Raw genomic sequence first — 26,670 nt, 5'->3', positions numbered from 1 at the left:
CCAGCCGGCCTTGCAGCCGTCGACGCCGACAAGCACGGCCTCAGTCGACGTCACGCCCGGCGGCCCCGCCCCGGATGCGTGAGGTGGCGAAGCTGGACCATCGCCATCGGATGCGACAGGCTCTGCGCATCGGTTTCGAGCTGCAGTTCGTCGCCGCCGCGCTTGGCGGTGCGCGCCAGGATCTCGTAGACCGCCGCCGTCGTCGATTGCAGCGCCTTGATCGGCGGCTGGCCGGACAGGATACGTGCCAGATAGACGGCCGCCGTCAGATCGCCCAGGCCATTCGGCGGCTTGTCGATCAGGCGATGTTCGGCGAGCAGCGCCTGGCTGCTATCGAGCAGCAGATTGCCGGTGCCGCCCATCATCATCGACGGCGCAGAAGTGACCAGCATGGTCGATGGCTCGGCGTGGAGTGCGGCCGCGATCACCGATTTCAGGTCTGGCAACGCGGCGCCGGCCATCCATTCCAGTTCGTAGCGGTTGGGGGTGGCTATGTCGGCGATCGGCATCAGCTGGTCGCGCATGGCGATGGCGGTGGGCTCGGGCACGTAGAGGCCGCCCGAATCACCCATCACCGGATCGCAGATATAGACGGCGCCGGGTGTCCTTGCCTTGACTGCGGCGACCAGCGAGGCGACGGCCTCGGCCTGGCCGGCCTCGCCGAGATAGCCGGACAACACGGCGCCGACTTCACCCAGCCATGGCGCCCGCTCGAGATCGGCCATCAGCGTCTTGAACTGGTCGAGCGGCGGTACGATCCGCGTTGCCCGTCCATGGCCGGGATGCCAGGGCAGGATGACGGTCGGCACCGCCCAGACCGGGAAACCCAGGGTCTCCAGCGCAAAGACGGCGGCCCGGTTGCCGACCGAGCCGCGCGCGACATGGCTGGAAATGACGATGACCGCACGCGGCGCGTCGGTTTGTTCGGCGCTCATTGTCGTTTGATTCCTAACTGCCCCGGATGACGTAAAGCACGAGCCAGACCATCAGGCCCAGCGCCAGCAGCAGGCCGAGCGTGCGGCCAAAGCGGGTGCCCCAGACTTCGATCGGATCGGCGCGATCAGCATCGGCCGCGGTGACGTGATCGTGCATGCCTTTCGCGGCCCGCCCCGCAAACGAGTCGCCCGCCGGATTCGTCTCGTGCGCGATGCGCTCGAGGATACGGCGCGATTCCTTCTCGCTGTCCTGGCGCTCCGCCATGATGATGTCCCGTTTTGCAGGACCTTATCGCGTTCGTACGGCCAATCACAGAGCCTTGCAGCGGCATTGGGCATGCCAGGCGAGGGCTGCCGGCCCGGGCGGTTTTCTTGCGCGCTGATTGTGGTAATGCTTCGCGTGCAACTTCTACCGAGGGACCCCATCATGTTTGCCCAGCGCCTTGCCTCGCCGTCCACGTTCCGCACGCTGCCCGCCTTCCTGATGATGGCGATCGTGCTGCCGCTGCTTGCCGGCTGCGGCTACAACACCATCCCCACAGCGGAAGAAAACGCCAGGGCGGCATGGAGCGAGGTGCTGAACCAGTATCAGCGCCGCGCCGACCTCATCCCCAACCTGGTCGAGACGGTGAAGGGTTATGCCTCGCACGAAAAGGATACGCTCGACGCGGTGGTCGAGGCACGCGCCAAGGCAACGCAGATCACGGTAACACCGGAAACGCTGAAGGATCCCGAAGCCCTCAAGAAGTTTCAGGATGCCCAGGCGGGGCTGACCAGCGCGCTGTCGCGGCTGATCGCGGTCTCGGAGGCCTATCCCGACCTCAAGGCCAATCAGAATTTCCTGGCGCTGCAAGCCCAGCTCGAAGGCACCGAGAACCGCATCGCGGTGTCGCGGCGCGACTACATCCAAGCGGTCAGGGACTACAATCTGACGCTGAGGACCTTCCCCTCGGTGCTGTGGGCGACCTTCTGGTTCCGCGGCAACGAGCCCTTCGCCAATTTCACCGTCGCCGAAGACAAGATGCAGCCGCCGAAGGTCGATTTCGGCACCAAGCAGGGCGGATGAAGGACGCATGGTGAGCTTGGTCATTGTCGACCTTGTGTTCCTTCACACCCCCCTCTGTCCTGCCGGACATCTCCCCCGCAAGGGGGGAGATCGGCTGCTTTGGCGGATTGGCCAATTTTCAACATCACAGGAAAAGAGCCGTCAGTGATGACAGCCAATCTCCCCCCTTGCGGGGGAGATGTCCGGCAGGACAGAGGGGGGTGCCAAGAAACGCCAGCCTGACATTCTTGGCTGTCATTCTCAGCTTCCTCTTCCTGCCACTCGCCATCGCCGCCGATCTCCCCGCCCTGACCGGCCGCGTCGTCGACAATGCCGACGTCATCGATGCCGCGACCAAGGCGGCGCTGACGCGGAAGCTTGCCGACTTCGAGACAAAAGGTTCCGACCAGATCGTCGTCGCGACGATTCCCAGCCTCGATGGCGAGGAGATCGAGCCCTACGCCAACCGGCTGTTCCGATTCTGGAAACTCGGCCAGGCGAAGGAAAACAACGGCGTGCTGCTGCTGGTTGCCCCGAACGACCGGAAGATGCGCATTGAGGTCGGTTATGGGCTGGAAGGTACGCTGACCGACCTGCACACCAAGCTGATCATCGAAAACGACATGGTGCCGGCCTTCCGCGCCGGGGACTTCTCCGGCGGTATCAGCAAAGCCGTAGACGACATGATCATGGTGCTGGAAGGAAATCCGGAGGAGCTGGAGGCGCGCGGCAAGCGCAACCAGCAGGCGCCCTTCGAGTCCGGCGACCTGTTCTTCACCGTGTTCATCGGCATCTGGATAACCATTATGGTCGGCAGTCTTGCTGTCTCCATCTTGCCGCCGATCTTCGGCCAGAAGCTCGGTCCCGGCCGCTACCGCTGGCTCGGCATGACCTTCGAGCCAAGCCGGCGATCTTCCAGTGGCGGCTGGTCGTCGGGGACTTCCGGCGGCGGCTGGTCTTCGGGGTCAAGCAGCGGTGGAGGCTTTTCCGGCGGCGGCGGTTCGTCCGGCGGCGGCGGCTCGTCGGGAAGCTGGTGATGGCATGACGATACCTAGCATCAGCCTGTCGAAACGCGACCGCCTCGCCTCGGCTGTCCTGATTGCCGCGGTCGTGCTGTTCTCCTGCGTCATGTCCTACGCGGCCGACCTGCCGGCGCTGACCGGCCGTGTCGTCGACAATGCCGGCATCATCGACGCGGCGACGAAGGCGAAGCTGACGCGGAAGCTTGCCGACTTCGAGACAAAAGGTTCCGACCAGATCGTCGTCGCGACGATCCCCAGCCTCGATGGCGAGGAGATCGAGCCCTACGCCAACCGCCTGTTCCGCTTCTGGAAACTTGGCCAGGCGGGCGAGAACAATGGCGTGCTCCTGCTGGTTGCCCCGAACGACCGCAAGATGCGCATCGAGGTCGGTTATGGGCTGGAAGGTACGCTGACCGACCTGCACACCAAGTTGATCATCGAAAACGACATGGTGCCGGCCTTCCGCGCCGGGGACTTCTCCGGCGGTATCAGCAAAGCCGTCGATGACATGGTCATGGTACTGAAGGGCAATCCCGAAGAACTGGAAGCGCGAGGCAAGCGCAATACCGCCGATGACGGCACGTCCATCGATCCGATCGTTGCCGTGTTCCTGATCCTGTGGGCGACCATGTTTTTCGGCGGGTTGGCGATGGCGTTCCTGCCGCCGATGTTCGGCACGAAGCTGTCGCCGGGCGTGTACAGATGGCTGGGCATGACGTTTCGTTACGGCCGTGGGCCGAGCGGGTACTCGGGCAGCAGTGGCTGGACAACGGGTTCGTCTTCGGGCGGCTGGTCGTCGGGGAGCTCCGGTGGTGGTTGGTCTTCGGGGTCAAGCGGCGGTGGCGGGTTTTCCGGTGGCGGCGGCTCATCGGGTGGTGGCGGTTCTTCAGGAAGCTGGTGAGACATATCATGGCAACACGACCAATCAGCCCGCAGGATCATGAGCGCATCGCAACCGCGATCCGCGGCGCCGAGGAGGAAACCGACGGCGAGATCTACTGCGTCGTGGCCCATGCCAGCGACGGCTATTTCTTCCCGGCCGCCTTCATGGCGACCGTGTGCATGCTGATCGTCAGCCTGGCGGTCGGCTACGGTCTGGAGGCCTGGTGGCTGTCGATCCGGCTGCCGCATTTCGTACTCGCCCAGCTCCTGGCGCTTGCCTGCGTGCTGGCCTTGTTGTGGGCGCTGCCAGGCCTGCGCATCCATCTGGTGCCGAGGCGGCTGCGCTACCAGGCGGCGCACGCCAACGCGGTCAAGCAGTTCCTTGCCCGCAACGTCCACCGCACCACGGCGCGCACCGGCGTGCTGGTCTTCGTCTCGATCGCTGAACGCTATGCCGAAGTGGTTGCCGATTCGGGCATCGACGCCAAGGTCGGCCAGCATGTCTGGGACGGTGTCGTGCGCGACCTTACCGCGCATGCCGGCGACGACCGGCTTGCCGACGGCTTCGTCAAGGCGATCGAGCAGGTGGGTGCGGTACTGGCCGAGCATTTCCCGGTCACAGTGGGCGACAGCAACGAACTCGACGACCATTTGGTCGAAATCTGAGTCCTTCCAGTGAAGCTTCGAGGGCCCTGTCTTAGGTGGTGACCGCCTGTGAGAAAGCAGCCGGCGGGCCGCCGGGACTCTTGCAATCGGGCGATGCGGGTTTATGGTTAACAAATCATGAATACGCTGACGATCGACATCCGGAAAGCCGACCCGCGCGATGCCAGTGCCATCGCCGAGGTGCATCTGGAGGCCTGGCGCGGCGCCTATTCCGGCATCATTCCGCACCGTACCCTGACATCGATGATCAACCGCCGCGGCACCGACTGGTGGGCGAATGCGATTCGCCGCGCCGCCACCGTCCTGGTGGTCGAGATCGGCGGCAAGATCGCCGGCTATGCGACGATCGGCAAGAACCGCGCCCGCGAATTGCGCCAGCAAGGCGAAATCTACGAATTGTACCTGCGCCCGGAATATCAGGGCATCGGGCTCGGCAGCCGCCTGTTCGCGGCAGCCAGGGCGCGTCTGGCCGATCACGGGTTGAAAGGCATGGTGGTGTGGGCGCTGGAGGACAACCAGAACGCGCTTGCCTTCTATGCCGGCGCCGGCGGCCGCGACGTTGCGGAAGGCGTCGAGATATTCGAGCAGAAGGCGCTCAAGAAGGTCGCTTTCGTCTGGGAATGACAGCCCGGCTTTTCGGCCGCCCGCCTCTTCCGATCGCAGCCAGCACCATTCGCCGCATTGCACCATGACGCGCCGCCCGCTATCGATCGTCCATCGAGAGAGGGATTTAAGCCATGCGCATCGAAGCCATAGCCAGCGGAAAGAACCCGCCTGAGGACGTCAACGTCATCATCGAGGTGCCGATCGGCGGCGAGCCGATCAAGTATGAGATGGACAAGGAAGCCGGCACGCTGTTCGTCGACCGCTTCCTGCACACCTCGATGCGCTACCCCGGCAATTACGGCTTCGTGCCGCACACGCTGTCGGGCGACGGCGATCCGATCGACGTGCTGGTCTGCAACACGCGCGCCCTGGTGCCGGGCTGCGTCATCAACGTCAGGCCTATCGGCGTGCTGATCATGGAAGACAATGCCGGCCAGGATGAGAAGATCATCGCCGTGCCGTCGCCGAAACTGACGCTGCGCTACGAGAACGTTACCGAATACACCCAGCTGCCCGACATCACGCGCCAGCAGGTGCAGCACTTCTTCGAGCACTACAAGGATCTCGAGCCCGGCAAATGGGTCAAGATCGAAGGCTGGCACGATTCCAAATATGCCAAGAAGATGATCGTCGACGCGATCGAGCGGGCCAAGGCGAGCAAGTAGCTGGGCTTAGGCTCTGCGGAGCATCAACCTCGCAGGGCCTAGGCCTCGCGAGGCCCCGCGACTTCGTCATACCAGGGCGGAGCAGCCGCGAAGCGGCGTCGCGGAGACCCTGGTATCCATGCCGTGACGCTCGGTGACGTGAGCGGCGGGACAAAATTCTGCGCCGCTGCGGCGGTGTTGATGTCGCGGCATGGACCCTCGGGTCTGCGCTGCGTCGCTACGCTCCTTGCTGCGCCCGTGGATGACGAAGTCAAAGGCGTTCGGTCAATCCCAACGTGTGCGACCTGCATGTGGCAGAAGTTCCGTGCTAAGCAACTGATCTAGTTATCCACCCGGCCGAAAGCCGGCACGTTGCCGATGACAGTGCGCCTGTCCTTGCCACAGGCGAAGGTCCGTGCCTTGCCGTCGGCAAGCTTGCGCGCCTGATCGTTGGCGGTGGGATTGCCCGTGGCCAGCACCAGGCCGACGGTGCAGCCGTCGCGGGCGTCCATCTGGCCGACCTTGGCGACGAGCAGCACCTCGGTCGGCTTTTTCTCGTCCTCGGGATTGCTGATCGAGCGGCGATGGATGGCGGCATAGGGCACTGCCGTGTCGCCCTTGGTTTCGATGCGCCATTCGATCTTGGCTCCGGACGAATTGAAGCCGGAAAAGCTTTCCCAGACCGTCGTCATGTCGCCGCCGGGCGGAAAGCCGTAGAACAGCGATTCACGCGCGTCGTCATAGGCGATCAGTACGGGATAGCCGCGATAGCCCGAACAGGCAAGTTCGGCCCAGTCGCCGTCGCCTTCTTCTGCCTGCGCGTAGGTCACGCAGTCCGTTTTCGAATCCAGATCGGTGTAGGCGCTGGAAATGCCGTCGGCTTGCGCCGCCTGACCGAGACCGACCAGAACAAGCGGGATCAGAATGGCACGCATGGCGGTCAATCTCCGTTGCAAGCCGCTGCAGCGTAGCGTCAAACGCTATTTCTTCAAGCTCGCTTCAATCAGCAGGTCGGCATTGCGGGCAACCGCCTGGGCCGGGCCGCCGAGCCCGAACAGCTGGCCGCTGATATAGGCGCCCTCGATCAGCAGCAGCAGGCCGTCGCCGAGCGTGTCAGGGTCTTGCGCGCCCATCGCGGCCGCCATGGCGCGCAGCCGGCGGCGCAGTTCCTGCTTGTTGGCCTCGCTGACCACGCGGGCCGGATGGCTGTGGTCGGGATATTCGACCGCCGCATTGGTCATGCCGCAGCCGCGATAATCCGCCACTTGCGTGCGCTTGCCGATGCGGGTCAGAAAAGCCTTGATCTGTGCGCGCGGCTCGCCGGGATGAGCGGCGACCGCCTCGTCGAAACGCTCCCAATATTCAAGATCGTACTGCCTGAGATAGGAGGCGGCCAGTTCATCCTTGGACGGAAAGCTGCGATAGAGGCTGGGCTTGGTGACGCCGGCACGTTTGACGATCTCGTCGACGCCTATCGCCCTGATGCCGCGCCGGTAGAACAGGTCATAGGCCACATCGAGGATCTTCTTGGCTGCTTTCGGCGGCGCCGACGCATGACCGTCGCTGATGGTCAGATCAATATTTTTGTCCGTTGGCATCGTGTGGCTCGATTGACAATGTTACCGATCGGTACGTATACATACTCCACCTGCAACGTACCGGTCAGTAACATGATAGCTCAATCCCGCCCATTTGGCCAGCGCTACGCTTTCGTCGTGGTCGGCGTCATCTTCCTTAGCCTGCTGGTCGCGGCCGGTCTGCGGTCCGCTCCCTCTGTCATGATGCTGCCGCTGGAGACCAGTTTCGGCTGGCGGCGCGACATCATCTCGCTGGCCGCAGGTGTCGGCATCCTGCTTTACGGCCTGACGGGGCCATTTGCCGCGGCCCTGATGGAGCGCATCGGGCTGCGCCGCACATTGCTGGCCTCGCTGGTGGTGATGTCGGGCTCCACGGCGCTCAGCTTGCTGATGACCAAGCCGTGGCATTTGTTCATCACTTGGGGCGTGTTCTCGGGCATTGGTTCCGGCGCTGTCGCCAGCGTGCTCGGCGCGACCATCGTCAACCGCTGGTTCAAGACCAATCGCGGCCTTGTCATGGGATTGATGTCGGCTTCCAGCGCCTCGGGCATGCTGGTGTTCCTGCCGCTGATCGCCGCTCTGGCGCAGTCGGGCGGCTGGCAGCCGGTTGTCATCGCGGTCGCGATCGCGACCGCTGCCCTGATACCGCTGGTCTGGCTGCTGGTGCCGGAGCGGCCGGCATCGATCGGCATGGTGCGCTACGGCGCCGAGGCTGACGACGTGCCGCCCACTCCGCCTGCGTCACAGGGCAATTTTCTTGCGCATACGTTCTCGACGCTGCGCCGTGCCGCCGGCACGCGGGTGTTCTGGTATCTGTTCGCCACCTTCTTCGTCTGCGGCTTCACCACCAACGGGCTGGTCGGCACGCATCTTATCGCGTTCTGCGGCGACATGGGCATCGGCGAAGTGCAGGCCGCCGGTCTGCTGTCGATGATGGGCATTTTCGACCTGATCGGCACGACGTTGTCGGGCTGGCTCACCGACCGCTTCGATCCGCGTAAGCTGCTCGGCGTCTATTATGGCATTCGTGGCCTGTCGCTGATCTATCTGCCCTATTCCGGCTTCTCGGCGACCAGCTTGATCATCTTCGCTGTGCTCTATGGTCTCGACTGGATCGCCACCGTGCCGCCGACGCTGCGGCTCGCCAACGAGGCGTTCGGCGACCGCAGCGGGCCGATCGTGTTCGGCTGGATCGTCGCCGGGCACCAGATCGGTGCGGCCGCTGCCGCCGCCTTTGGCGGCACCATGCGCGAGTTGCAGGGCAATTACGAACTGGCGTTCCTGATCGCCGGCATGACGGCAATCGCCGCCGCCTGTATCTCGCTGCTGATCAACACCAGCAAGCCGGCGTTCGATCCGGAGCCGCAAGCGGCTTAGGGAGAGGCGCTACCGGCCAAGCTGCAATCTCCCCCCTCGTGGGGGAGATCGGCAGCTTTGCCGTCCGCGCAAACGCCCACCCGCCTGTTAATCGTCAGAAAACCTTCATCATCCCGATATGCGCCTGAAACATTGACGCTGGATTTTGGTGGCACCGTTCAAGCCATCCAGGAGACAGCCATGAACAAGCTTTCGATGACCCGCCGCGCTTTTGTCACTTCCGCCGGCGCCGTTGGCCTGGCCGGCGTTTCCAGCCTGGCGCTGCCCTACTATTCGCGTGCCAATCAGCGGCCTTCCTTCACCCATGGCGTTCAGTCCGGCGATGTCGACGCAACCAGCGGCATGGTGTGGACGCGCACCGATCGCCCGTCGCGCGTCATGTTCGAAGTGTCGTCAACGGAGAATTTCGCCAATGCGACACGCCTGGCGCCGCTCGATACGTCGCCGGCCAGCGATTACACGGTCAAGCGGCTGCTCACCGACCTCGCTTCCGATCAGGATATCTTCTACCGCATGACATCGGCCGATCTCGCCGACATCAACGCCGTTTCGGAGCCGATCACCGGCCGTTTCAGGACGGCGCCAGCCTCGAAGCGCGACATCCGCTTTGCCTGGTCCGGCGACACCGCCGGCCAGGGCTGGGGCATCGACGAGACCGGCATGAAGACCTACGCCACGATCGGCAAGCACACGCCCGACTTCTTCCTGCATTCGGGCGACACCATCTATGCCGACGGCGCCATGAAGGACGAGGTCGACCTGCCCGGCGGCGGCAAGTGGAAGAACGTCGTGCTGATCGACGGCAAGCGCAAAGTCGCCGAGACGCTGGATGAATACCGGGACCAGTGGAAATACAACATGATGGACAGGAACGTGCTCGGCCTGAGCGCCATCTGCCCGACTTTCTACCAGTGGGACGACCATGAAGTGCTGAACAACTGGTCGGATTCCAAGGATCTCAGCGCCGACAGCCGCTACACGGAAAAATCCATCCACGTGCTGGCGGCCCGCGCGGCGCGGGCTTTCCACGAGATGACGACGATCCGCTACGAACCTTCCGAGCCCGGCCGCGTCTATCGCAAGATCGCTTATGGGCCGCTGCTCGACGTGTTCTTCCTCGACATGCGCTCCTATCGCGGCCCCAATGGTCCCGACATGCAGGATGAGATGACGCCGCAATCGCGCATGCTCGGCGAACAGCAGACGAAATGGCTGAAGCGCGAACTGGCGAATTCGAAGGCGACCTGGAAAATCATCGCCGCCGACATGCCGCTCGGCCTCATCGTGTGGGACGACGGCGCCAAGAAGGTCGGCGCCGAGGCGGTCAGCAATGGCGACAATGGCTTGCCAAAAGGGCGCGAGCTCGAGATCGCCGACCTGCTGCGCTTCATAAAGAATGCCGGCATCAGCAACACCGTCTGGCTCACCGCCGACGTGCATTACACGGCCGCGCATTATTACAACCCGGACAAGGCGCAGTTCCAGGAGTTCAATCCGTTCTGGGAATTCGTCTCAGGTCCGATCCATGCCGGCACGTTCGGTCCCAACGATTTCGACATGACGTTCGGTCCGGAGCTGAAGTTCATCAAGGCGCCGACCGCCGAACAGGGACAGAACCTGCCGCCCTCGGCCGGTCTGCAATTCTTCGGGCTGGTCGATATCTCAGGCGCCAGCGAGCAGATGACGGTGCGGCTGATGGATCGCGACGACAACGAACTCTACAAGGTGACGCTCGACCCGGTCCGCTCGGCATAAGCGCGCTTTCCCCTCCCCCTTGTGGGGAGGGTCGGCGCGGCGGCTTCGCAAAGCGAAGCTGGCAAGACGGGGCGGGAAGCGCCGACTAGTCCGGGTAGCAGACCATGGGGATATTCGGCCAGATGGCGCTGTCGCAGTTGGCGGTGTCCTGCCGCTGCTTGAAAGCGGCGCTGACCGGGCCGGTCACCATCGGGTCGACGCCGTCTGGTGCGTCGGCGAAAATCTGCTCGGCCGACTGTGCCTCCGACGGCAAGGCAGGCCGTGATTCCTTCATCGTCGCCGCCGACTGCGCGGCGTTGGCGGCCAGCAGGACGGCGAAGGCAACGGACGCGATGAGCGGCCAGAATCGGTTGAGTTTATCGGTCATGACGTTTGAACTGCCCGGGCCCCAAAGGGTTCCCGCCTTGGTTAACAAAATCATCTCACACGCAGATGCTTAAGATTTGATGAGTATTTGGTGACGCTCCTCCTCTTTCGCAACTGCGAAAAACCCTGTATGAGCCGCGCAACCGAAAGAGGCAGCGCCTTTTGGCCTGCTGCCTGCAACGCTTCCGAGACCAGAACATGAAAATCCGTAATATCGCGATCATCGCGCACGTCGACCATGGAAAGACCACCCTGGTCGACCAGCTTTTGAAGCAGTCCGGCTCCTTCCGAGACAATCAGCGCGTCGCCGAGCGCGCCATGGATTCCAACGACCTCGAAAAGGAACGCGGCATCACCATCCTGGCCAAGGCGACTTCGGTCGACTGGAAGGATACCCGCATCAACATCGTCGACACCCCCGGCCACGCCGATTTTGGCGGTGAGGTCGAACGCATCCTGTCGATGGTGGACTCAGCCATCGTGCTGGTCGACGCAGCCGAAGGGCCGATGCCGCAAACCAAGTTCGTCGTCGGCAAGGCGCTCAAGGTCGGCCTGAAGCCGATCGTCGTCATCAACAAGATCGACCGTCCGGACGCCCGTCATGTCGAGGTGGTCAACGAGGTGTTCGATCTTTTCGCCGCGCTCGACGCCACCGACGAGCAACTCGACTTCCCGATTCTGTACGGTTCAGGCCGCGATGGCTGGGTTTCGGAAAATCCGGAAGGACCGAAGGACCAGCAACTGGCGCCGCTGTTCGACCTCGTCATCAAGCATGTGCCGGAGCCGACCGTTCATCCAGGCCCGTTCCGCATGATCGGCACCATCCTGGAAGCCAATCCGTTCCTCGGCCGCATCATCACCGGCCGCATCGAGAGCGGCACGCTGAAGGCCAACCAGCCGGTCAAGGTGCTGCACCATGACGGCACCCAGATCGAAACCGGCCGTATTTCCAAGATACTGGCCTTCCGCGGCCTCGAGCGCCAGCCGATCGAAGAAGCGCAGGCGGGCGACATCGTCGCCATTGCCGGCCTGTCGAAGGGCACCGTCGCCGACACGTTCTGCGACCTGAGCGTGAGCGAACCGCTGCATGCGCAGCCGATAGATCCGCCGACCGTGACCATGTCGTTCCTCGTCAACGACAGTCCGCTGGCCGGCACCGAAGGCGACAAGGTGACCAGCCGCGTCATCCGCGACCGCCTGCTGCGCGAAGCCGAAGGCAATGTCGCGCTGAAGATCGAGGAATCGCCTGACAAGGATTCGTTCTTCGTCTCCGGCCGCGGCGAATTGCAACTGGCCGTGCTGATCGAGACGATGCGCCGCGAGGGTTTCGAGATTGCCGTGTCGCGTCCGCGCGTCGTCATGCAGAAGGCCGAGAATGGCGACCTGCTCGAGCCGGTCGAAGAAGTCGTCATCGACGTCGACGAGGAGCATGCCGGCGTCGTCGTGCAGAAGATGTCCGAGCGCAAGGCCGAGATGGTCGAACTGCGCCCATCCGGCGGCAACCGCCAACGCATCGTCTTCCACGCGCCGACCCGTGGCCTGATCGGCTATCAGTCGGAACTGTTGACCGACACGCGCGGCACCGCCGTGATGAACCGGCTTTTCCATGCCTATGAGCCCTACAAGGGCGAATTGCCGGGCCGCACCAATGGCGTGCTGATTTCCAACGAGCAGGGCGAGGCGGTGGCCTACGCCATGTGGAACCTGGAAGACCGCGGTCCGATGGTCATCGATCCCGGCGTCAAGGTCTATCAGGGCATGATCATCGGCATCCACTCCAGAGACAACGATCTCGAAGTGAACGTGCTCAAGGGCAAGAAGCTGACCAACATCCGCGCCGCCGGCAAGGATGAGGCCGTGAAGCTGACGCCGCCGATCCGCATGACGCTGGAGAAGGCTCTGGCCTGGATCCAGGACGACGAGCTGGTCGAGGTGACGCCGAAGACGATCCGTCTGCGCAAGCTCTATCTCGATCCGAACGAGCGCAAGCGCTTCGAGAAGTCGGCCAAGGCGGTCGGCGCGGCGTAAGCTCTCTACATTTTCCAACAATCGAGAGGGGCGGAGCAACCAGTGTTCCGCCCCTTCTTCGTTCACTCACCGGCAGCCGCGATGATGGCCTGCCGATCGGTCTCGCCGGCCAGATCGATGCGGATCGCGATTCCCGCGCGGGCCGGCTTGCGCAGGGCCTTTGCTCCATCCGGGTCAACGATGAGCAGCCGCTTCTCCTCCAGTGCCTGAAGCCGTGATCGCGAGATGCCAAGTTCGCCGGCGAGCAGCCGGTCGAGTCGCAGCGATGTCGGCATTTCGAGCCCAAGCTGGATTTCCAACACGGTCGCGGCTTCCCTGGTGTCGCCGAGCCTGCGCTTGTGAACGCTGACATCGGAGAACTCCTCGACGCGCCCGATCCGGTTGCGCAACGCGATTACATCGAAGGCATGACGATGAGCGAGTGCAGGATCGTTGCTTTCGAGTGCCGCCAGCAGCGCCGGGTCGATGTCGCGGCGGTTGCAGCGCTCGAAAATGCCGAAATTCCAGGAGTTGTCGCAGTCGATGCAGCGATAGATCAGCCACACGTCGATGCGTTTGCCATTGGCGTTGACGCGGAATTTCCCGCTGCTGCAATAGGCCTTCACAGTGCCGCAGCGATTGCAGTTGATGAGCGGCCGAGGTGGGGTTTTGGGTGCGATCGTCCAATGGATACGCAGTGGTCCAGACATGCCGATAAGCCCTTCCCGTCGGGAAGTTCATCAGGCCGGCGATGTCGAGATGCCCATGCGGGCACGGCGTGGCGAGAAGCTGCGGTTTTTGGAAATCGGGTGTCACGGGCAAAAGCCGCGCGACGCGGTTCAGCAGTGCCAAACCGGTCTCGAACCGCCGCCCAGAAGAACACATGGAAAACGAAAACAGACACCGCGAACGCGGTGTCATGCTTGTGTCGGGGGAGTTGGCGAGACCGGCGGTTACGTAGGCAAAGTGAAGCTCGAAATTGTTTCGCGGCGGCCTTTCTAGCCGCGAGATGCTGGACCGACAAGGGTCTTTTGTCGGTGCTACCGCAGCCGAGCCACTTGCGCTAATATCCGAAATCGAAGGTTTTCAACCAGAGACCCGGTTATGCACCTCACCTCGCTGCTCATCTTCGCCGCCGCTCTGTTCGTTGCCGCGGGCTCGCCCGGGCCATCGATCGCGGCGCTTGTCGCCCGCGTCATCTCGAAAGGATTTCGCGACGTGTTCCCGTTCCTGCTCGCCATGTGGATCGGCGAGGGCATCTGGCTGTCGCTGGCGGTGTTCGGCCTGGCTGTCGTGGCGCAGACCTTCCATTTCGCCTTCGTCGTGGTGAAATGGGTCGGCGTTGCCTATCTCGCTTATCTCGCCTGGAAGATGTGGACCGCCCCTGTCGACGCGAAAGAGGGCGAGATGCCGCGCGAGGATTCTCCGGCAAAGCTGTTCTTTGCCGGCATGGCGGTGACGCTCGGCAATCCCAAGATCATGATGTTCTACCTGGCGCTGCTGCCGACCATCATCGACCTCGCTTCGGTCAGCATTGTCGGCTGGGTCGAGCTGACGGCGACCATGGCCGTGGTGCTGGTCGCCATCGATCTCGCCTGGGTGCTCGCTGCATCACAGGCGCGCAAGCTTTTGAAAAGCAAGCGCGCCATGAAGATCGCCAACCGTGTCAGCGCGACGACGATGGCCGGCGCGGCGGCCGCGATCGCGGCGCGGTCCTAACCCGTCACATCATTTCAATGATCGGCGCGATTTCGACGCTGAAACCCGGATCCATCAGGATCGGGCAATCCTTGGCCTTGGCGACGGCTTCGTCGATGTCTTTCGCTTCGACGATCGTGTAGCCCGCGGTCGGATTGCTGCCGCCATTGTTCTCGACCTTGCCGCCGGGCAGCACCATCTTCGACATGCCGACCGGATTGCCGCCGTCGACCACGGCCGAGCCGAGCTTGCCGTACCAGCCGTTCCAGGCGTCCATTGCGGCTTTCCGCTCGGCCTCGTCGGTCGGCATCTTGCCCGAGCCATGATAGACGTAGAGATACTTCGCCATGTTCTCCTCCCTTGGTGAGCGGCATCGAACCGGCATGCGGTCATGCCGCCTGCCGATCATCGGACCAAACCGGCAAACAAGCAACGAGAATGCGAAACTGCTAATATAACGCTCGACCTGGCCCAGCTGCCGCGCCTCACCGTGCCATGGCGTGGTATTCGTCGTTCGGCCGCATATCGATTGCCGCAGCCACCCGGTTCGACATGTTGAAGAAGGCTGATGTCGAGGCGATGTCCCAGATGTCACGGTCGGTGAAGCCGGCCTTGCGAAGGGTGGCCCGATCGGCCTCGACGATCTTAGCCGGTTCTTCCGTCAGCTTGACGGCGAATTCGAGCATTGCGGTCTGCTTGGGCGAAAGATCGGCGGCGCGGGAATTCATCACCATCATTTCGCCGAGCGCCGGGTCGCCGGACAGCTGACGTACCGCCGCGCCATGCGCGGTCAGGCAATAGTAGCAATGATTGATCGAGGAGACGACGACCGCGATCATCTCGCGCTCCAGCTTCGAGAGGCCGGAATCACCCAGCATCAAATCGTTGTACATGTCGGTGAAAGCGCGCAGCTTCTTGTCGTCGAAGGCGTAGGCCTTGAGCACGTTGGGGACGAGGCCGAGCTTCTCCTCGCATTTGGCGAAATAGGCTTTTGTCGCGTCGCTCAGCTCTGCCTGGCCAAGGTCAAGCGCGGTGATTTTGCCGGTCATGGGTCATTTCTCCTCGTTGCGCGGCATCTTGTCGCCAAATTCCGATAATTCTTGGCAAGCCGTCAAACCTTTGTCGCCAAACAGCGGTCATCTGCTACCATAGTCGTAAAAGCATTGACGGGAGGGAATTGCGTCATGGCCAGCGTGAAATCCGCGAGCAAGCCGAAGAAAAAAGCCACGGCAGCGATTAGAGCGGAGGAAATGCCAGCCAGGCTTGCGGACTATCTGCTCGCCCGCGCGCCGGCTGAAGACATTGCTCCCTACGATGTGGCCGACCTGGAACGTGCCGCCGATCTCGCCGGCCAGGCAGTCGCCACTCACAGGAAAGGCGAGTGCGTCGTCGCCGTCGATGCCGATTCGGGCGTTGTGCGAGACGGCCGCCCGATGACGGTTGTCACAGTCGTCAACGACAACATGCCGTTCCTGTTCGATTCCATCCTCGGCGAGATCACCGAGACATCGGGCGAACCGACCCTGGTCACTCATCCGGTTATCGTGGTGCGCCACGGCAAGGGCGGCGTGGAAGAAATCCTCGGCGACGGCAATTTCGCCAAGGACGATGGCAGCCACGACCGGCTGAGCGTCATCCATGTCCACATCCCGCGGCTGACATCCGAGCAGGCGAGCGGATTGAGCGAGCGGCTGCGCAAGATCCTTGGCCAGGTTCATGCCGCCGTTCACGACTGGAGGCCGATGCTGGCCCGCCTCGATCAGGCGATCTCGGAATTCCGCTATACGGCCGTGCCGCTCGACAAGAAGAGCGTTGCCGAGGCCCTCGCCTTCCTGGAGTGGCTGCGCGACGACAATTTCACCTTCCTTGGCATGCGCGAGTTCAAATACACCGGCGGCGAGGAAAGCGGCACGCTGGAGCGCGCTGAAAAGCCTGGCCTCGGCATCCTGTCCGACCCCGACGTGCTGGTGCTCAGGCGCGGCACCGAAGCGGTGACGACGACGCCGGAGATCCGCGCCTTCCTGCATGGGCCGGAGCCCTTGATCGTCACCAAGGCCAATGCCAAGTCTTCCGTGCACCGCCGCATCTATCTCGACTATATCGGCGTCAAGACCTACACCGCCAAGGGCACACTCGCGGGCGAATTGCGCATCGTCGGCCTGTTCACCTCGACCGCCTACACGCGCTCGGTGATGAAGATCCCGTATCTCAGGTCCAAGGCCGAAACCATCATCGCCAAGTCCGGCTTCGACCGGCACGATCACTCCGGCAAGGCGCTGATCAATGTTCTGGAAAGCTATCCGCGCGACGAATTGTTCCAGGTGCCGGTGCCGGTGCTGAGGAAGCACGCCGCAGCCATTCTTGGCCTGGTCGAGCGGCCGCGCGTGCGGGCGCTGGTACGCGCCGACCAGTTCGACCGTTTCGTCTCGATCCTCGTCTTCGTGCCGCGCGACCGTTACGACAGCGTCGTGCGCGAGAAGATCGGCTCGTATCTGAAAACCGTATTCGAAGGCCGGCTGTCGGCCTATTACCCGGCCTTCCCCGAGGGCGGGCTGGCGCGCGTGCACTTCATCATCGGCCGCTCCGGCGGCAAGACGCCGAAGGTCGAACAAGCGACGATTGAGGCGGCGATCCGCGACATCGTGCGTACCTGGGAGGACGCCCTTTCCGATGCGGCCGAGGCCAGTGGCGGCGACCAGGCTTTGAAGGCGATCGCCGCGCGGCTGCCGGAAAGCTACCGCGATTCGTTTAGCGCGGCGGTGGCGCTGGCCGATGCTCGGCGCATTGCCAAAATCAGCGCCGATAATCCGATCGCCATCGACTATTATCGCCACGCCGAGCAGAAGCCGCACCAGGCGGCGCTGAAGATCTATCACCACGGCAGTCCCGTGGCGCTGTCGCGCCGGGTGCCGGTGCTGGAAAACATCGGCTTCCGCGTCATCAGCGAACGCACCTTCGAGGTCGGCGATGACCAGTCCAGCTTGGTCTTCATTCATGACATGGAACTGGAGAACAGCTACGGCAAGCCGATCGACCTGACCGATGGCGGCGCGCTGTTCGAGGACGCATTCCTCTCCGTCTGGCGCGGCGACGTCGACAATGACGGCTATAACGGCCTCGCCCAGACCGCCGGCCTGTGGTCTGGCGAGATCACCATCCTGCGCGCCTATGGCCGCTATCTGCAACAGGTGGGCATTCCGCAAAGCCAGGATTTCATCGCCGCTGCGCTCAACCGCTATCCCGACATCGCGCGCGGCCTGCATGCGCTGTTCATCGCCCGGCTTGGCCCAACGGCCGAGACAGAAGGCGTGGTGGCGGCAAAGCACCTCAAGGCCAAGATCAAGGATGCGCTGGAAGACGTTCCCAACATCGACGACGACACCATCATTCGGCGCTATCTCAATCTGATCGAAGCCTCGCTGCGCACCAATCATTTCGTTGCCGATACGAAAGAAAAGGGCCAGTCGCTGGCGATCAAGCTCGATTCGCACGCGGTCGAGGGCTTGCCGGCGCCGCGACCGTGGCGGGAGATCTTCGTCTACGGTTCCGAGGTCGAAGGTCTGCATCTGCGCTTCGGTCCGGTGGCGCGCGGCGGTCTGCGCTGGTCGGACCGCGCCCAGGACTATCGCACCGAGGTGCTTGGCCTGGTCAAGGCACAGCAGGTCAAGAATGCCGTCATCGTGCCGGTCGGCGCCAAGGGCGGCTTCTATCCCAAGAAGCTGCCGATGGGCGCCGGCCGCGACGCCATCTTTGCGGCCGGCACCTCGGCCTACAAGAACTTCGTCTCCAGCCTGCTGTCGATCACCGACAATATCGGGCTCGACGGTGTCATCCCGCCAGCCGGCGTCATCAGACGCGACCAGGACGATCCGTATTTCGTGGTTGCCGCCGACAAGGGCACGGCGACTTTCTCCGACACCGCCAACGCGATCTCGGAGAAGCACGGCTTCTGGCTCGACGACGCCTTCGCCAGCGGCGGCTCGGCCGGCTACGACCACAAGAAGATGGGCATCACCGCCAAGGGCGCCTGGGAAGCGGTCAAGCGGCATTTCCGCGAGATCAACCGCGATATCCAGACCTCGTCCTTCACCGTCGTCGGTGTCGGCGACATGTCGGGCGACGTGTTCGGCAACGGCATGCTTTTGTCGCCGAAAACCCGGCTGATCGCCGCCTTCGACCATCGCGATATCTTCATCGACCCCGATCCCGACATGGCAGCCTCGATGGCCGAGCGCGAGCGCATGTTCGCGCTGCCGCGTTCGAGCTGGCAGGACTATGACAAGACGAAACTGTCGGAAGGCGGCATCATCGTCTCGCGCAACCAGAAGTCGATCACCTTGCCGGCGGCGGCGGCGGCGGCGATCGGCCTGGCCAAGACCACCGCCACGCCGGGCGAGATCATGACCGCCATCCTCAAGGCGCCGGTCGATCTCCTGTGGTTCGGCGGCATCGGCACCTATTTGCGGGCATCGACCGAGACCAATGCCGAGGTCGGCGACCGCGCCAACGATGCCATTCGCATCACCGCGCTCGACGTGCGCGCCAAGGTGATCGGCGAGGGCGCCAATCTCGGCGTCACGCAGCGGGCGCGCATCGAGTTCGGCCTAAATGGCGGCCGCTGCAATTCCGACGCCATCGACAATTCGGGCGGCGTCAACTGTTCCGACGTCGAGGTCAACATCAAGATCGCGCTGGCGTCCGCCATGCGCAAGGGGTCGTTGACGCGCCCGGCACGCAACAAGCTGCTGGCCGAGATGACCGACGAGGTCGGCTCGCTGGTGCTGTCCAACAACTACCAGCAGACGCTGGCGCTTTCGATCGCCCGCAAGCGCGGCCTCGCCGACATCGCGCATCAGAGCCGGTTCATGACGGCGCTGGAGGCGCGTGGCCTGCTCGACCGCGCTGTGGAGACGCTGCCGTCGCCGTCAGCGCTCGCCGAGCGCGAAGCACGTGGCGAACCGCTGACCAGGGCCGAACTTGGCGTGCTGCTCGCCTATGCCAAGATCGTGCTGTTTTCCGACATCGTCGCCAGCGACGTGCCTGATGACGCGCATTTCGATCGCGACCTGATGGGCTACTTCCCGGACCGGATGGCGAAGCAATACGCCACTGAGATCCATGGCCACCGGCTGCGCCGCGAGATCATCACGCGCGTCGTCGCCAACGATCTGGTCAATCGCGGCGGCCCATCCTTCGTCAACCGGCTGCAGGAAGCCACGGGGCGCACCGCCGCTGACGTGGTGCGGACCTTCGCCTTGGTGCGCGACGGTTTTGCACTGCCGGCGCTCTATCGCGAGATCGATGCGCTCGACAACCAGATCGACGGCCAGGTGCAGCTCGATCTCTATCAGATGGTCAGCCGGCTGATCTATGTGACCAGCGGCTGGTATCTGAAGAACGATGCCGGCACGGCACCGCTTGGCCAGCGCATCGCCGCGCTGCAGGACGCACGCAAGGCGCTGGAACCCAAGCTCGTTTCGCTGCTGCCGGCTTTCTCGCGCGAGCGCATCGAGGAGAAGCGGCACGGGCTGTTCAAGAGCGGCGCGCCGGAAGGGCTGGCCGGGCAACTGGCGCTCAGCGAGGTGGCGGAACTTATCCCCGACATCGCGCTGACGGCGCGCACCGCCGGCGCCGATATCGTCGCCGCGGCCAAGGCGTTCTTCGCCGTCAGCGATGCCTTCCGCATCCCGCGTGTCGAGGACGCCGCACGCTCGATCACGCCTTCGGACTACTATGATCAACTGGCGCTGTCGCGCGCCACCGACACGATCGGCGCGGCACGGCGCGGCATCGCGGTGGCGGCACTCACCGGCCACGCCAAGACGGCCGATCCGGTGGTTGCCTGGCTGGACGCCGGCGGCGAGCGGGTGGCGCGCATCCGCGAGCGGCTGCAGGCACTGACCGAGGGCGGCGACATCACCGTGTCGCGGCTGTCGGTGGCGTCGGGGCTGATGAGCGATCTGACGGGGATGTGAACCGCCGACGATCACCACACGCATCACCGGATGCGTGTGGCTCTTTTCGAATGCCATCCGCTTCGAAACCTGCGTTCAAAAAGCTCACCAGGAATGTTTGAGCGTGCCGACGATTTTCAGCCGGTCGCCGTAAAATTCGGTTCCGTAATAGCTGGTTGTCAAATACTTCCGGTCGAACAGGTTCGTTGCGTTCAGGGCCAACGTCACGTCCTTGGTCATCTTGTAGCTGATCGCCGCATCCACCAGTGCGTAGCCGCCAATCGAAGTCGTGTTCGCGTCATCCCCGTAGGTTTGCCCGATATAGCGCACGCCACCGCCGATGGTCAGGTCGCCACGCCGTCCTTCCTCGGGAAGCGTATAATCAACCCAGGCCGACGCCAGGTGGCGAGGAACACGCTGCGGCCGATTGCCGGCATTACCGCCAATGCCGTCTTCCAGGATCTCGGCATCCCAGTAGGAATAGGCAAGCGTCAGGTTCAGGTTTTCCGCGATGGCAGCCTTGCCCTCGAGTTCGATGCCGCGGACGCCGACCTTGCCGATCTGCTGCTGGACAACAGGCGTGACATAGGTTGGAACATTGGTTTGGGTAAGGTCGAAGACCGCGGCCGTGAACAGGCCGTCGAAGCCGTCGGGCTTGTACTTGATGCCTGCCTCATACTGCTTGCCCTCTTGAGGCTTCAGCGAACCCGAGACCGCATATCCGTTGGCGCTTGGCGCCACGAGCGGCTGGAAGCTTTCCGAATAGTTGGCGTAGACCGCGAGGTTCGGGGTGAATTTGTAGGTCAGGCCGGCGCGCTTGGTGAAGGCGGATGCCGTGTCGTCGTCCTGCGTTCCCGAGTCGAGATAGTCCGCCGTCGTATGCACGCGGTCCCAGCGCCCGCCCAGGGTGACGATCCAGCGGTCGTCAAACGTCAATTGCTCCTGGGCATAGACACCGACCGCCTGTTGCTTGACCCGCCAGTTCACGTAGGGGCCGAGATTGATGCAGGACAGACCGCAATAGGTCGGATTGTTGATGTCGATGGGACCGGCGGTACCGAAGAGGATGTTTTCGCGGGTGTTGTCATTGGCGTAGTCGACGCCGACAAGCGTCTTGCTGTCGATCCCGTGCCAGCCCGTATCGTATTGCAACTGATTGTCGAAGGCATAGCGGTTGGACACGCCATCGACGGAAAATGCCGTGCGATCCGCCGTGGGGTCAAGCGACGCGCCGTAGACCTCGGCGTAGTCGAGGCTCAAATGCGTGTAGCGGGCATTGGAGCGGAAGGTGAGGTTCTCGTTGAACTCGTGCTCGAACTGGTAGCCGATATCGACCTGCTCCGTGTTGAAGCGGTTGAAATCCGGCTCGCCCAGGAATGTGCCGACGTCGATATTGCCGCCAGCCGGGGTGCCGCGTGCTCCTGTCCCGTCTCGCTTGTAATAGTCAGTCAGGATGGTGAGCGACGTTCCTTCCTCGGGCTTGATGGTCAACGCGGGCGCGATGTAAAGCCGATCGTCGTTGGAATAGTCCCATCCTTGATCGCCATCCTTGGCCAGCCCGGTGAGCCGATAGGTCCACACGCCATCGGGGTCGATCGGTCCGCCAAAATCAACGCCAACCTCCTTGGTACCGTCGCCATAGGACGTGTAAATCTCCCCCTGCTTCTGGTCCAGCGGCCGCTTGGTGATGGCATTGACCAGTCCGCCAGGGCCGTTGAGACCAAAAAGCGTCGATGTCGATCCCTTCAGGACCTCCACGCGCTGAAGTCCGTAAGGCTCGAGACGGCTGGCCGTGAACCAAGCGGGGATGCGCGCCGTGAGGCCATCGCGATAAGTACCGAGCGATGTCTGGTCGAAACCGCGGATACGAATATAGTCGTATCGGTCATCGTTGCCGAACTCGTCGGTGAGGACGCTGGATGTGTAGGCCACGGCCTGCTGGAGGCTTTCGACATGGCGTGCCTCCAGTTCCTTCTGGGTTACAACTGAAACCGAGGCGGGAACGTCGACGATGGGCGTATCGGTCTTGGTGCCGGTCGCCGTATCCTCGGCGACGATCGTTTGATCGGGCCCGACAACGCGGTCCGACTTGCCGGTAACGACGATCGTTTCCAGTTGAGTTGCATCGTCCGGCGAAACCTCCTGGGCCCGGCCGGCCCCCATCGCTCCAAAAGATGCCGCTATCAAGGCACTGCTCGCAATCAATCGCCTTGCCTGAGTGCGCAACAATGCCTGTCGACCAATCGTCATCTCTTATTCCTGTCAGACCAATATCGAGCCGTTCGACCGGTGACTTTCCGGCCCTACGCGAGCGCAATTAGTCAAACCGGATAAAAAGAGTCAACTTAATAATCAAGAAATTCGCGACGGCGGCAATCGCTGCGAAGCAGGGGGTGGAGGACGGTGCCGGACCTTCGGTCCGACTTCCCTCACGAGAAAAAATAAGGGCTTGGCCCGCGCCGCGGACGAAAGCCAATTGCTGGGTTTTCCAACAATGAACCCCGGGCAGGGGCAAGGGACGGCACCAAGCTTCGTTCATTGCATGAGCGCATGAAACATGCAGACATGGCGCCCGACACGGAACCGGTGCCGGGGGATCATCATGACGGTAGAGACAGTGCAGCGTGCGTCCGGGCGCGGCATCTGGGGATGGATGTTGTTCGACTGGGCGGCGCAGCCGTTCTTCACCGTCGTCACCACCTTCATCTTCGGGCCTTATTTCGTGTCGCGGATGGCGAGCGATCCGGAAACCGGGCAAGCGGCCTGGGGCTACGGCATTGCCGCGGCCGGCCTTGTCATTGCAGTGCTGTCGCCCATCCTCGGCTCGATCGCCGACCAGACCGGACCGCGCAAGCCTTGGATCGCATTCTTTGCCGCGGTCAAGATCACCTGCCTTTGCCTGCTTTGGTTCGCGGCCCCCGGTTCGAACCTTTTCCTGGTCGTGTTCTTCTTCTCCCTGGCGTCGGTCGCGGCGGAGTTTTCGACGGTGTTCAACGACTCGATGATGCCGCGCCTGGTGCCGAAGAGCGAGATCGGCAGGATCTCCAACATGGCCTGGGGCCTTGGCTATCTCGGCGGCATGATCGCGCTGATCTTCGTCGTCGCCTGCCTGGCCGGTTCGCCGGAGACCGGCAAGACGATCATCGGCATCGACCCGCTGTTCGGGCTCGACCCGAAGCTCGGCGAGGACGCGCGCGCAACCGGGCCTTTGTCAGCCGGCTGGTACTTCCTGTTCATCCTGCCGATGTTCTTTTTCACCCCCGACGCCATCAAGGGCCTGCCGATCGGTCCGGCTGTCCGAGAGGGGTTGGCGGAGCTGAAAGTGACATTGGGCGAGGTGCGTAAGCGCAGCGGTATCTTCCGCTTCCTGGTCGCCCGCATGATCTATCAGGACGGCGTCAACGCGTTGCTGGCGTTGGGCGGCACTTTCGCCGCTGCGATGTTCCACTGGTCGATCACCGAGATCGGTATTTTCGGCATCATTCTCAACGTCGTCGCCATCTTCGGCTGCCTGGTCGCAGCCCGTCTCGACACGGCGCTTGGCTCAAAAACCATCGTCATGATCTCGCTGGTCCTGCTCAGCATCGCCACGATCGGCATCGTCTCGACTGGGCCGGGCTATACGTTGTTCGGCCTCTGGATGATGCCTGGACCGGACAGCGGCGGCCTGTTCGGCACGGCAGCGGAAAAGGCCTACATCTTCTTCGGCCTGTTGATCGGCGTGGCTTTCGGGCCGGTGCAGGCGTCGTCGCGATCCTATATGGCGCGCAGCGTCACGGCGGCAGAATCCGGCCGCTATTTCGGCATTTATGCGCTGGCCGGGCGGGCGACCGGTTTCCTGGCGCCGTTCATGGTCGCGTCGGTCACCCTGGCCAGCGGCTCGGCGCGGCTCGGCATGGCGGTGATCGTGCTGTTCCTGGGCATCGGCATGGCGATCCTGGTCAAGACGCCCTATCCGGCGGACCGGCCAAGCGAATAGCTGCAGCGTTCTTCCATCTCCCGGGCGATTATATATTTAACAGACCTATTCCGCAGGGGTATTTTTTGGGAACGTTAGAGCCCCGTTCCGAGAATAAGTCATGTCCGCCCCGTCCCTACTTCCACGATGAAGCCGCCGCCTTCGAGGAAGCCTTTGACCGCGTCTTGAAGAAGGTGGTGAAGGCCACGCCGACGAAAGAAGACAAGCCAAAGAAATCTTAGTGACCGGTCACTGTCTCACGAGCAGGTTGAGTAATCGATTGCCAAAGGTCCACAAGTCGGTAGGCGGCTTCCAATGACGCGACTTTGGCAAGCACAGACAATCCAGCAGATGGTTGTCGATCGTCGTGTTCGCAAATGAAGTATCCACGGTCGCTGGGGAAAAACTCGGCGCCGACTTCTAGGTACGTCTTCTTTGATATAGATGAGATGCACAGACTCCTATGTTCATCGATTCGAGTCGCAACGAAGAAGTCATCGTCCATGGCAAGCTCCCATATAAAATATCATGCCGAGCCTCGCATCTCAGCAAATGAATTAGCGCGATTTATGGTGAGTGGCGACACGGGCCGAATGGGAATTATTAAGCGCGCGAAAGAGAAGAGAGGCGCGGTAGCCCTTCGATACTCTGACGTGAGAGCGGCTATTGCCGCTTCTATGTGTGACCCTATCAAGGGGAAGCAGATTTTGGCTGCGGCCTTCGGCTCTTTTGAACAGAAGGCCTCCGATGCCTCATTGTCTGCATGGAGTCGGGAGGACGCATCCAAGTCGTTGGACGTTATGGAATCCTTCGGCAAAATGGTGAATTTGCTAAAGGGATTCGATTTCGTTCCGTCTCCGCCGAAACAACCAATGCTGGCTATTGGTGGTGTGGGCGTTTCGGTAAATTGCGATGTTCTCATTCACTGTCCAGTGAAAGGCGTTGAGTGCATTGGCGCTGCGCTTTTTCGTCTCACGAAGCCGGACGAGGACGAAACAGATAAGGCAAAATCGAAGCGGGACCAGATGGGACGCTTTGTTGCCACCCTTGTACTGATGCAAGTTGGTGCGAACCTTGCGGGCAATCGGCAGCCCTTATTCGATCTTTGTTGGTCGGTAGACGTGCAGACCGGGGAAATTCACAAGGCGCCGAAGAACACCAAGGCGATGATCGGCAACATGGAGAACGCTTGTCAGTTCATCGCCGCCATGTGGGATAAGGTTTGATTGGCCATTCCCCTACGGCTGGGTAGCGCTGTCGAATGATGCGAGCGCGGCACCGAAGGCTCGTATCGCATAAGCTGGATTTGCGAGGACCATAGCCTTAGCTACGTCTTCAAATGACATTTGGGAAATTTCCACACGCCACGTCGTACCTCGATAGAGGCCGCCTGTCGAAAAGGCGATATCAACCGTGCCGCCCTGATAGCCCCTTACAACGCCGTCAACAGACCCGGAGCCGACTCCAGAATAAGCGCCATTGCGGCGACATTTGATTACCATCCCCGGTCCCTCCGTGCGCAAGGTATGACCGCTTCCAAGTTTTCGAAAGTACCTTGGGTTATCCTTTTTTCGCGTCAGCCTTTTGGCCGGCAAACCGGCCTTCGTAGCCCTTTGTGGGGGTGCCAAGCGTCTGCTCAAAAATCAACTGGCAAATCTTCATTCCAATGCGCAACCGCACCGGAAGCTTGTTGTGATTCACCATCTCAAGTCTAATCTGACCGGCGAAGCCAGCATGTATGGTCGGGGCTGTCAGGTGGATGCCGATCCCCAATCTGGCCAGCGAACTCTTTCCTTCCACTCTCGCTGCAATCCGAGAATGAATTTTCAGCTCAACAACCTCACGAGTCCAAGCTAGGACCATCTGGCCAGGTTTAAATTCGTAGCCAGCTTCGGGATCAATCTTGATCGGGCTGGTTGTTTCGACCATCACCTCTTCGTGATTATAGCCCTTCTCCGAAGGGTCGATGCAAATACCTAAGCCTATCTTTGGGTCTTTAAAAACGGTAAGTAGGTCACCGAGCGTAAGGTCAAGACTGGTTGAGCTGTAATATGATAGATCGGGGACGGGCTCTATTCGTATCGCCTCTGTGCTGATTGCGATTTGAATCTCTCTGTCGGTAAGTATCATTGGGGGGGGGGGGGGGGGGTGGGGGGGGGGGGGGGGGGGGGGGGGGGG

At 62.4% G+C, this 26,670-nt stretch carries 23 protein-coding genes; 13 read left to right on the top strand and 10 right to left on the bottom strand.

Translation table 11 applies throughout. The annotated features are described in order from the left end of the window. Nucleotides 1-50: 50 nt before the first annotated feature. Nucleotides 51-935: a pyridoxal kinase PdxY gene (gene pdxY / locus NKH06_RS27120; protein ID WP_352894680.1), complete on the bottom strand. Its 885-nt coding sequence runs from the start codon at nucleotides 933-935 to the stop codon at nucleotides 51-53. Nucleotides 936-948: 13 nt separating this feature from the next. After that, nucleotides 949-1,200 (bottom strand): hypothetical protein, encoded by a 252-nt coding sequence (locus NKH06_RS27115; protein ID WP_352555505.1) that lies wholly within the window; start codon nucleotides 1,198-1,200, stop codon nucleotides 949-951. 162 nt (nucleotides 1,201-1,362) lie between these two features. On the opposite strand from NKH06_RS27115, the gene NKH06_RS27110 reads away from it, so the two are divergent. From NKH06_RS27110 to ppa, 6 genes are all read left to right on the top strand, one after another. Continuing rightward, nucleotides 1,363-2,001 carry a LemA family protein gene (locus tag NKH06_RS27110; RefSeq protein WP_023811716.1) on the top strand — a complete coding sequence of 213 codons (639 nt, stop codon included), beginning with the start codon at nucleotides 1,363-1,365 and terminating at the stop codon, nucleotides 1,999-2,001. A gap of 200 nt (nucleotides 2,002-2,201) precedes the next feature. Beyond that, nucleotides 2,202-3,017 carry a TPM domain-containing protein gene (locus tag NKH06_RS27105; protein WP_352894679.1) on the top strand — a complete coding sequence of 272 codons (816 nt, stop codon included), beginning with the start codon at nucleotides 2,202-2,204 and terminating at the stop codon, nucleotides 3,015-3,017. A gap of 4 nt (nucleotides 3,018-3,021) precedes the next feature. Then, on the top strand, nucleotides 3,022-3,903 hold the full coding sequence (locus NKH06_RS27100; RefSeq protein ID WP_352894678.1) for a TPM domain-containing protein: 882 nt from the start codon (nucleotides 3,022-3,024) through the stop codon (nucleotides 3,901-3,903). Between the two features lie 8 nt (nucleotides 3,904-3,911). Then, nucleotides 3,912-4,550, top strand: a complete 639-nt coding sequence (locus NKH06_RS27095) for a TPM domain-containing protein (protein ID WP_023811719.1) — start codon at nucleotides 3,912-3,914, stop codon at nucleotides 4,548-4,550. A gap of 117 nt (nucleotides 4,551-4,667) precedes the next feature. After that, the gene (locus NKH06_RS27090; protein WP_023811720.1) at nucleotides 4,668-5,174 is read left to right on the top strand and encodes a GNAT family N-acetyltransferase; all 507 of its coding nucleotides are present in this window, start codon (nucleotides 4,668-4,670) and stop codon (nucleotides 5,172-5,174) included. 113 nt (nucleotides 5,175-5,287) lie between these two features. Beyond that, a complete protein-coding gene (gene ppa, locus NKH06_RS27085; RefSeq protein ID WP_013528997.1) occupies nucleotides 5,288-5,821 on the top strand; it encodes an inorganic diphosphatase in 534 nt (177 codons plus the stop codon). 320 nt (nucleotides 5,822-6,141) lie between these two features. Here the strand turns inward: ppa and NKH06_RS27080 are convergent, their stop codons facing one another. Beyond that, the gene (locus NKH06_RS27080) at nucleotides 6,142-6,735 is read right to left on the bottom strand and encodes a hypothetical protein (protein ID WP_023811721.1); all 594 of its coding nucleotides are present in this window, start codon (nucleotides 6,733-6,735) and stop codon (nucleotides 6,142-6,144) included. Nucleotides 6,736-6,780: 45 nt separating this feature from the next. Then, nucleotides 6,781-7,398, bottom strand: a complete 618-nt coding sequence (locus tag NKH06_RS27075; protein ID WP_023811722.1) for a TetR/AcrR family transcriptional regulator — start codon at nucleotides 7,396-7,398, stop codon at nucleotides 6,781-6,783. Between the two features lie 72 nt (nucleotides 7,399-7,470). Here NKH06_RS27075 and NKH06_RS27070 point away from each other — a divergent pair, with 72 nt between their 5' ends. Both NKH06_RS27070 and NKH06_RS27065 read left to right on the top strand, forming a co-directional pair. Then, nucleotides 7,471-8,754 (top strand): MFS transporter, encoded by a 1,284-nt coding sequence (locus NKH06_RS27070; protein ID WP_352676976.1) that lies wholly within the window; start codon nucleotides 7,471-7,473, stop codon nucleotides 8,752-8,754. Between the two features lie 180 nt (nucleotides 8,755-8,934). Continuing rightward, nucleotides 8,935-10,509 (top strand): alkaline phosphatase D family protein, encoded by a 1,575-nt coding sequence (locus tag NKH06_RS27065; protein WP_352676978.1) that lies wholly within the window; start codon nucleotides 8,935-8,937, stop codon nucleotides 10,507-10,509. 85 nt (nucleotides 10,510-10,594) lie between these two features. On the opposite strand, the gene NKH06_RS27060 is transcribed toward NKH06_RS27065, so the two are convergent. After that, nucleotides 10,595-10,876 (bottom strand): hypothetical protein, encoded by a 282-nt coding sequence (locus NKH06_RS27060; RefSeq protein WP_245486184.1) that lies wholly within the window; start codon nucleotides 10,874-10,876, stop codon nucleotides 10,595-10,597. A gap of 197 nt (nucleotides 10,877-11,073) precedes the next feature. On the opposite strand from NKH06_RS27060, the gene typA reads away from it, so the two are divergent. Then, the gene (gene typA, locus NKH06_RS27055) at nucleotides 11,074-12,903 is read left to right on the top strand and encodes a translational GTPase TypA (protein ID WP_128304081.1); all 1,830 of its coding nucleotides are present in this window, start codon (nucleotides 11,074-11,076) and stop codon (nucleotides 12,901-12,903) included. 62 nt (nucleotides 12,904-12,965) lie between these two features. Here the strand turns inward: typA and NKH06_RS27050 are convergent, their stop codons facing one another. Continuing rightward, nucleotides 12,966-13,592: a DUF1062 domain-containing protein gene (locus tag NKH06_RS27050; RefSeq protein ID WP_128304080.1), complete on the bottom strand. Its 627-nt coding sequence runs from the start codon at nucleotides 13,590-13,592 to the stop codon at nucleotides 12,966-12,968. 394 nt (nucleotides 13,593-13,986) lie between these two features. Here NKH06_RS27050 and NKH06_RS27045 point away from each other — a divergent pair, with 394 nt between their 5' ends. Then, the gene (locus NKH06_RS27045; protein ID WP_128304079.1) at nucleotides 13,987-14,601 is read left to right on the top strand and encodes a LysE family translocator; all 615 of its coding nucleotides are present in this window, start codon (nucleotides 13,987-13,989) and stop codon (nucleotides 14,599-14,601) included. Between the two features lie 4 nt (nucleotides 14,602-14,605). Here NKH06_RS27045 and NKH06_RS27040 read toward each other — a convergent pair whose 3' ends face one another. Beyond that, nucleotides 14,606-14,929 (bottom strand): YciI family protein, encoded by a 324-nt coding sequence (locus NKH06_RS27040; RefSeq protein WP_023811729.1) that lies wholly within the window; start codon nucleotides 14,927-14,929, stop codon nucleotides 14,606-14,608. Between the two features lie 136 nt (nucleotides 14,930-15,065). Continuing rightward, nucleotides 15,066-15,629, bottom strand: a complete 564-nt coding sequence (locus NKH06_RS27035) for a peroxidase-related enzyme (protein ID WP_352441035.1) — start codon at nucleotides 15,627-15,629, stop codon at nucleotides 15,066-15,068. Between the two features lie 135 nt (nucleotides 15,630-15,764). On the opposite strand from NKH06_RS27035, the gene NKH06_RS27030 reads away from it, so the two are divergent. Then, nucleotides 15,765-20,555 carry an NAD-glutamate dehydrogenase gene (locus NKH06_RS27030; RefSeq protein WP_352894677.1) on the top strand — a complete coding sequence of 1,597 codons (4,791 nt, stop codon included), beginning with the start codon at nucleotides 15,765-15,767 and terminating at the stop codon, nucleotides 20,553-20,555. A gap of 84 nt (nucleotides 20,556-20,639) precedes the next feature. Here the strand turns inward: NKH06_RS27030 and NKH06_RS27025 are convergent, their stop codons facing one another. After that, nucleotides 20,640-22,784, bottom strand: a complete 2,145-nt coding sequence (locus tag NKH06_RS27025) for a TonB-dependent siderophore receptor (protein WP_352441033.1) — start codon at nucleotides 22,782-22,784, stop codon at nucleotides 20,640-20,642. Between the two features lie 352 nt (nucleotides 22,785-23,136). Between NKH06_RS27025 and NKH06_RS27020 the strand changes: the two genes are divergently transcribed. Further along, nucleotides 23,137-24,513: an MFS transporter gene (locus tag NKH06_RS27020; RefSeq protein WP_352441032.1), complete on the top strand. Its 1,377-nt coding sequence runs from the start codon at nucleotides 23,137-23,139 to the stop codon at nucleotides 24,511-24,513. 482 nt (nucleotides 24,514-24,995) lie between these two features. After that, nucleotides 24,996-25,718, top strand: coding sequence for a hypothetical protein (locus NKH06_RS27015; RefSeq protein WP_352441031.1), 723 nt, complete (start codon nucleotides 24,996-24,998; stop codon nucleotides 25,716-25,718). Between the two features lie 334 nt (nucleotides 25,719-26,052). Here NKH06_RS27015 and dcd read toward each other — a convergent pair whose 3' ends face one another. Continuing rightward, nucleotides 26,053-26,622 (bottom strand): dCTP deaminase, encoded by a 570-nt coding sequence (dcd, locus tag NKH06_RS27010; RefSeq protein ID WP_352441030.1) that lies wholly within the window; start codon nucleotides 26,620-26,622, stop codon nucleotides 26,053-26,055. Between the last annotated feature and the right edge of the window lie 48 nt (nucleotides 26,623-26,670).

Origin of the sequence: Mesorhizobium sp. M1342 (genome assembly GCF_040317955.1) — a bacterium.
Taxonomy (GTDB): Bacteria; Pseudomonadota; Alphaproteobacteria; order Rhizobiales; family Rhizobiaceae; genus Mesorhizobium.
Note: the sequence above shows the minus strand (reverse complement) of the source record. Positions and strands in the feature narration are given on the sequence as shown.

Excerpts from the sequence above, each read along its gene's own strand:
- NKH06_RS27065 (WP_352676978.1), top strand. The coding sequence starts at position 8,935 with ATGAACAAGCTTTCGATGACCCGCCGCGCTTTTGTCACTTCCGCCGGC.
- typA (WP_128304081.1), top strand. The coding sequence starts at position 11,074 with ATGAAAATCCGTAATATCGCGATCATCGCGCACGTCGACCATGGAAAG.
- NKH06_RS27030 (WP_352894677.1), top strand. The coding sequence starts at position 15,765 with ATGGCCAGCGTGAAATCCGCGAGCAAGCCGAAGAAAAAAGCCACGGCA.
- NKH06_RS27020 (WP_352441032.1), top strand. The coding sequence starts at position 23,137 with ATGACGGTAGAGACAGTGCAGCGTGCGTCCGGGCGCGGCATCTGGGGA.
- NKH06_RS27060 (WP_245486184.1), bottom strand. The coding sequence starts at position 10,876 with ATGACCGATAAACTCAACCGATTCTGGCCGCTCATCGCGTCCGTTGCC.
- NKH06_RS27050 (WP_128304080.1), bottom strand. The coding sequence starts at position 13,592 with ATGTCTGGACCACTGCGTATCCATTGGACGATCGCACCCAAAACCCCA.
- NKH06_RS27080 (WP_023811721.1), bottom strand. The coding sequence starts at position 6,735 with ATGCGTGCCATTCTGATCCCGCTTGTTCTGGTCGGTCTCGGTCAGGCG.
- NKH06_RS27110 (WP_023811716.1), top strand. The coding sequence starts at position 1,363 with ATGTTTGCCCAGCGCCTTGCCTCGCCGTCCACGTTCCGCACGCTGCCC.
- NKH06_RS27040 (WP_023811729.1), bottom strand. The coding sequence starts at position 14,929 with ATGGCGAAGTATCTCTACGTCTATCATGGCTCGGGCAAGATGCCGACC.
- NKH06_RS27025 (WP_352441033.1), bottom strand. The coding sequence starts at position 22,784 with ATGACGATTGGTCGACAGGCATTGTTGCGCACTCAGGCAAGGCGATTG.
- NKH06_RS27070 (WP_352676976.1), top strand. The coding sequence starts at position 7,471 with ATGATAGCTCAATCCCGCCCATTTGGCCAGCGCTACGCTTTCGTCGTG.
- ppa (WP_013528997.1), top strand. The coding sequence starts at position 5,288 with ATGCGCATCGAAGCCATAGCCAGCGGAAAGAACCCGCCTGAGGACGTC.
- NKH06_RS27100 (WP_352894678.1), top strand. The coding sequence starts at position 3,022 with ATGACGATACCTAGCATCAGCCTGTCGAAACGCGACCGCCTCGCCTCG.
- NKH06_RS27045 (WP_128304079.1), top strand. The coding sequence starts at position 13,987 with ATGCACCTCACCTCGCTGCTCATCTTCGCCGCCGCTCTGTTCGTTGCC.
- NKH06_RS27095 (WP_023811719.1), top strand. The coding sequence starts at position 3,912 with ATGGCAACACGACCAATCAGCCCGCAGGATCATGAGCGCATCGCAACC.
- NKH06_RS27075 (WP_023811722.1), bottom strand. The coding sequence starts at position 7,398 with ATGCCAACGGACAAAAATATTGATCTGACCATCAGCGACGGTCATGCG.
- pdxY (WP_352894680.1), bottom strand. The coding sequence starts at position 935 with ATGAGCGCCGAACAAACCGACGCGCCGCGTGCGGTCATCGTCATTTCC.
- NKH06_RS27035 (WP_352441035.1), bottom strand. The coding sequence starts at position 15,629 with ATGACCGGCAAAATCACCGCGCTTGACCTTGGCCAGGCAGAGCTGAGC.
- NKH06_RS27090 (WP_023811720.1), top strand. The coding sequence starts at position 4,668 with ATGAATACGCTGACGATCGACATCCGGAAAGCCGACCCGCGCGATGCC.
- NKH06_RS27115 (WP_352555505.1), bottom strand. The coding sequence starts at position 1,200 with ATGGCGGAGCGCCAGGACAGCGAGAAGGAATCGCGCCGTATCCTCGAG.
- NKH06_RS27015 (WP_352441031.1), top strand. The coding sequence starts at position 24,996 with ATGGCAAGCTCCCATATAAAATATCATGCCGAGCCTCGCATCTCAGCA.
- dcd (WP_352441030.1), bottom strand. The coding sequence starts at position 26,622 with ATGATACTTACCGACAGAGAGATTCAAATCGCAATCAGCACAGAGGCG.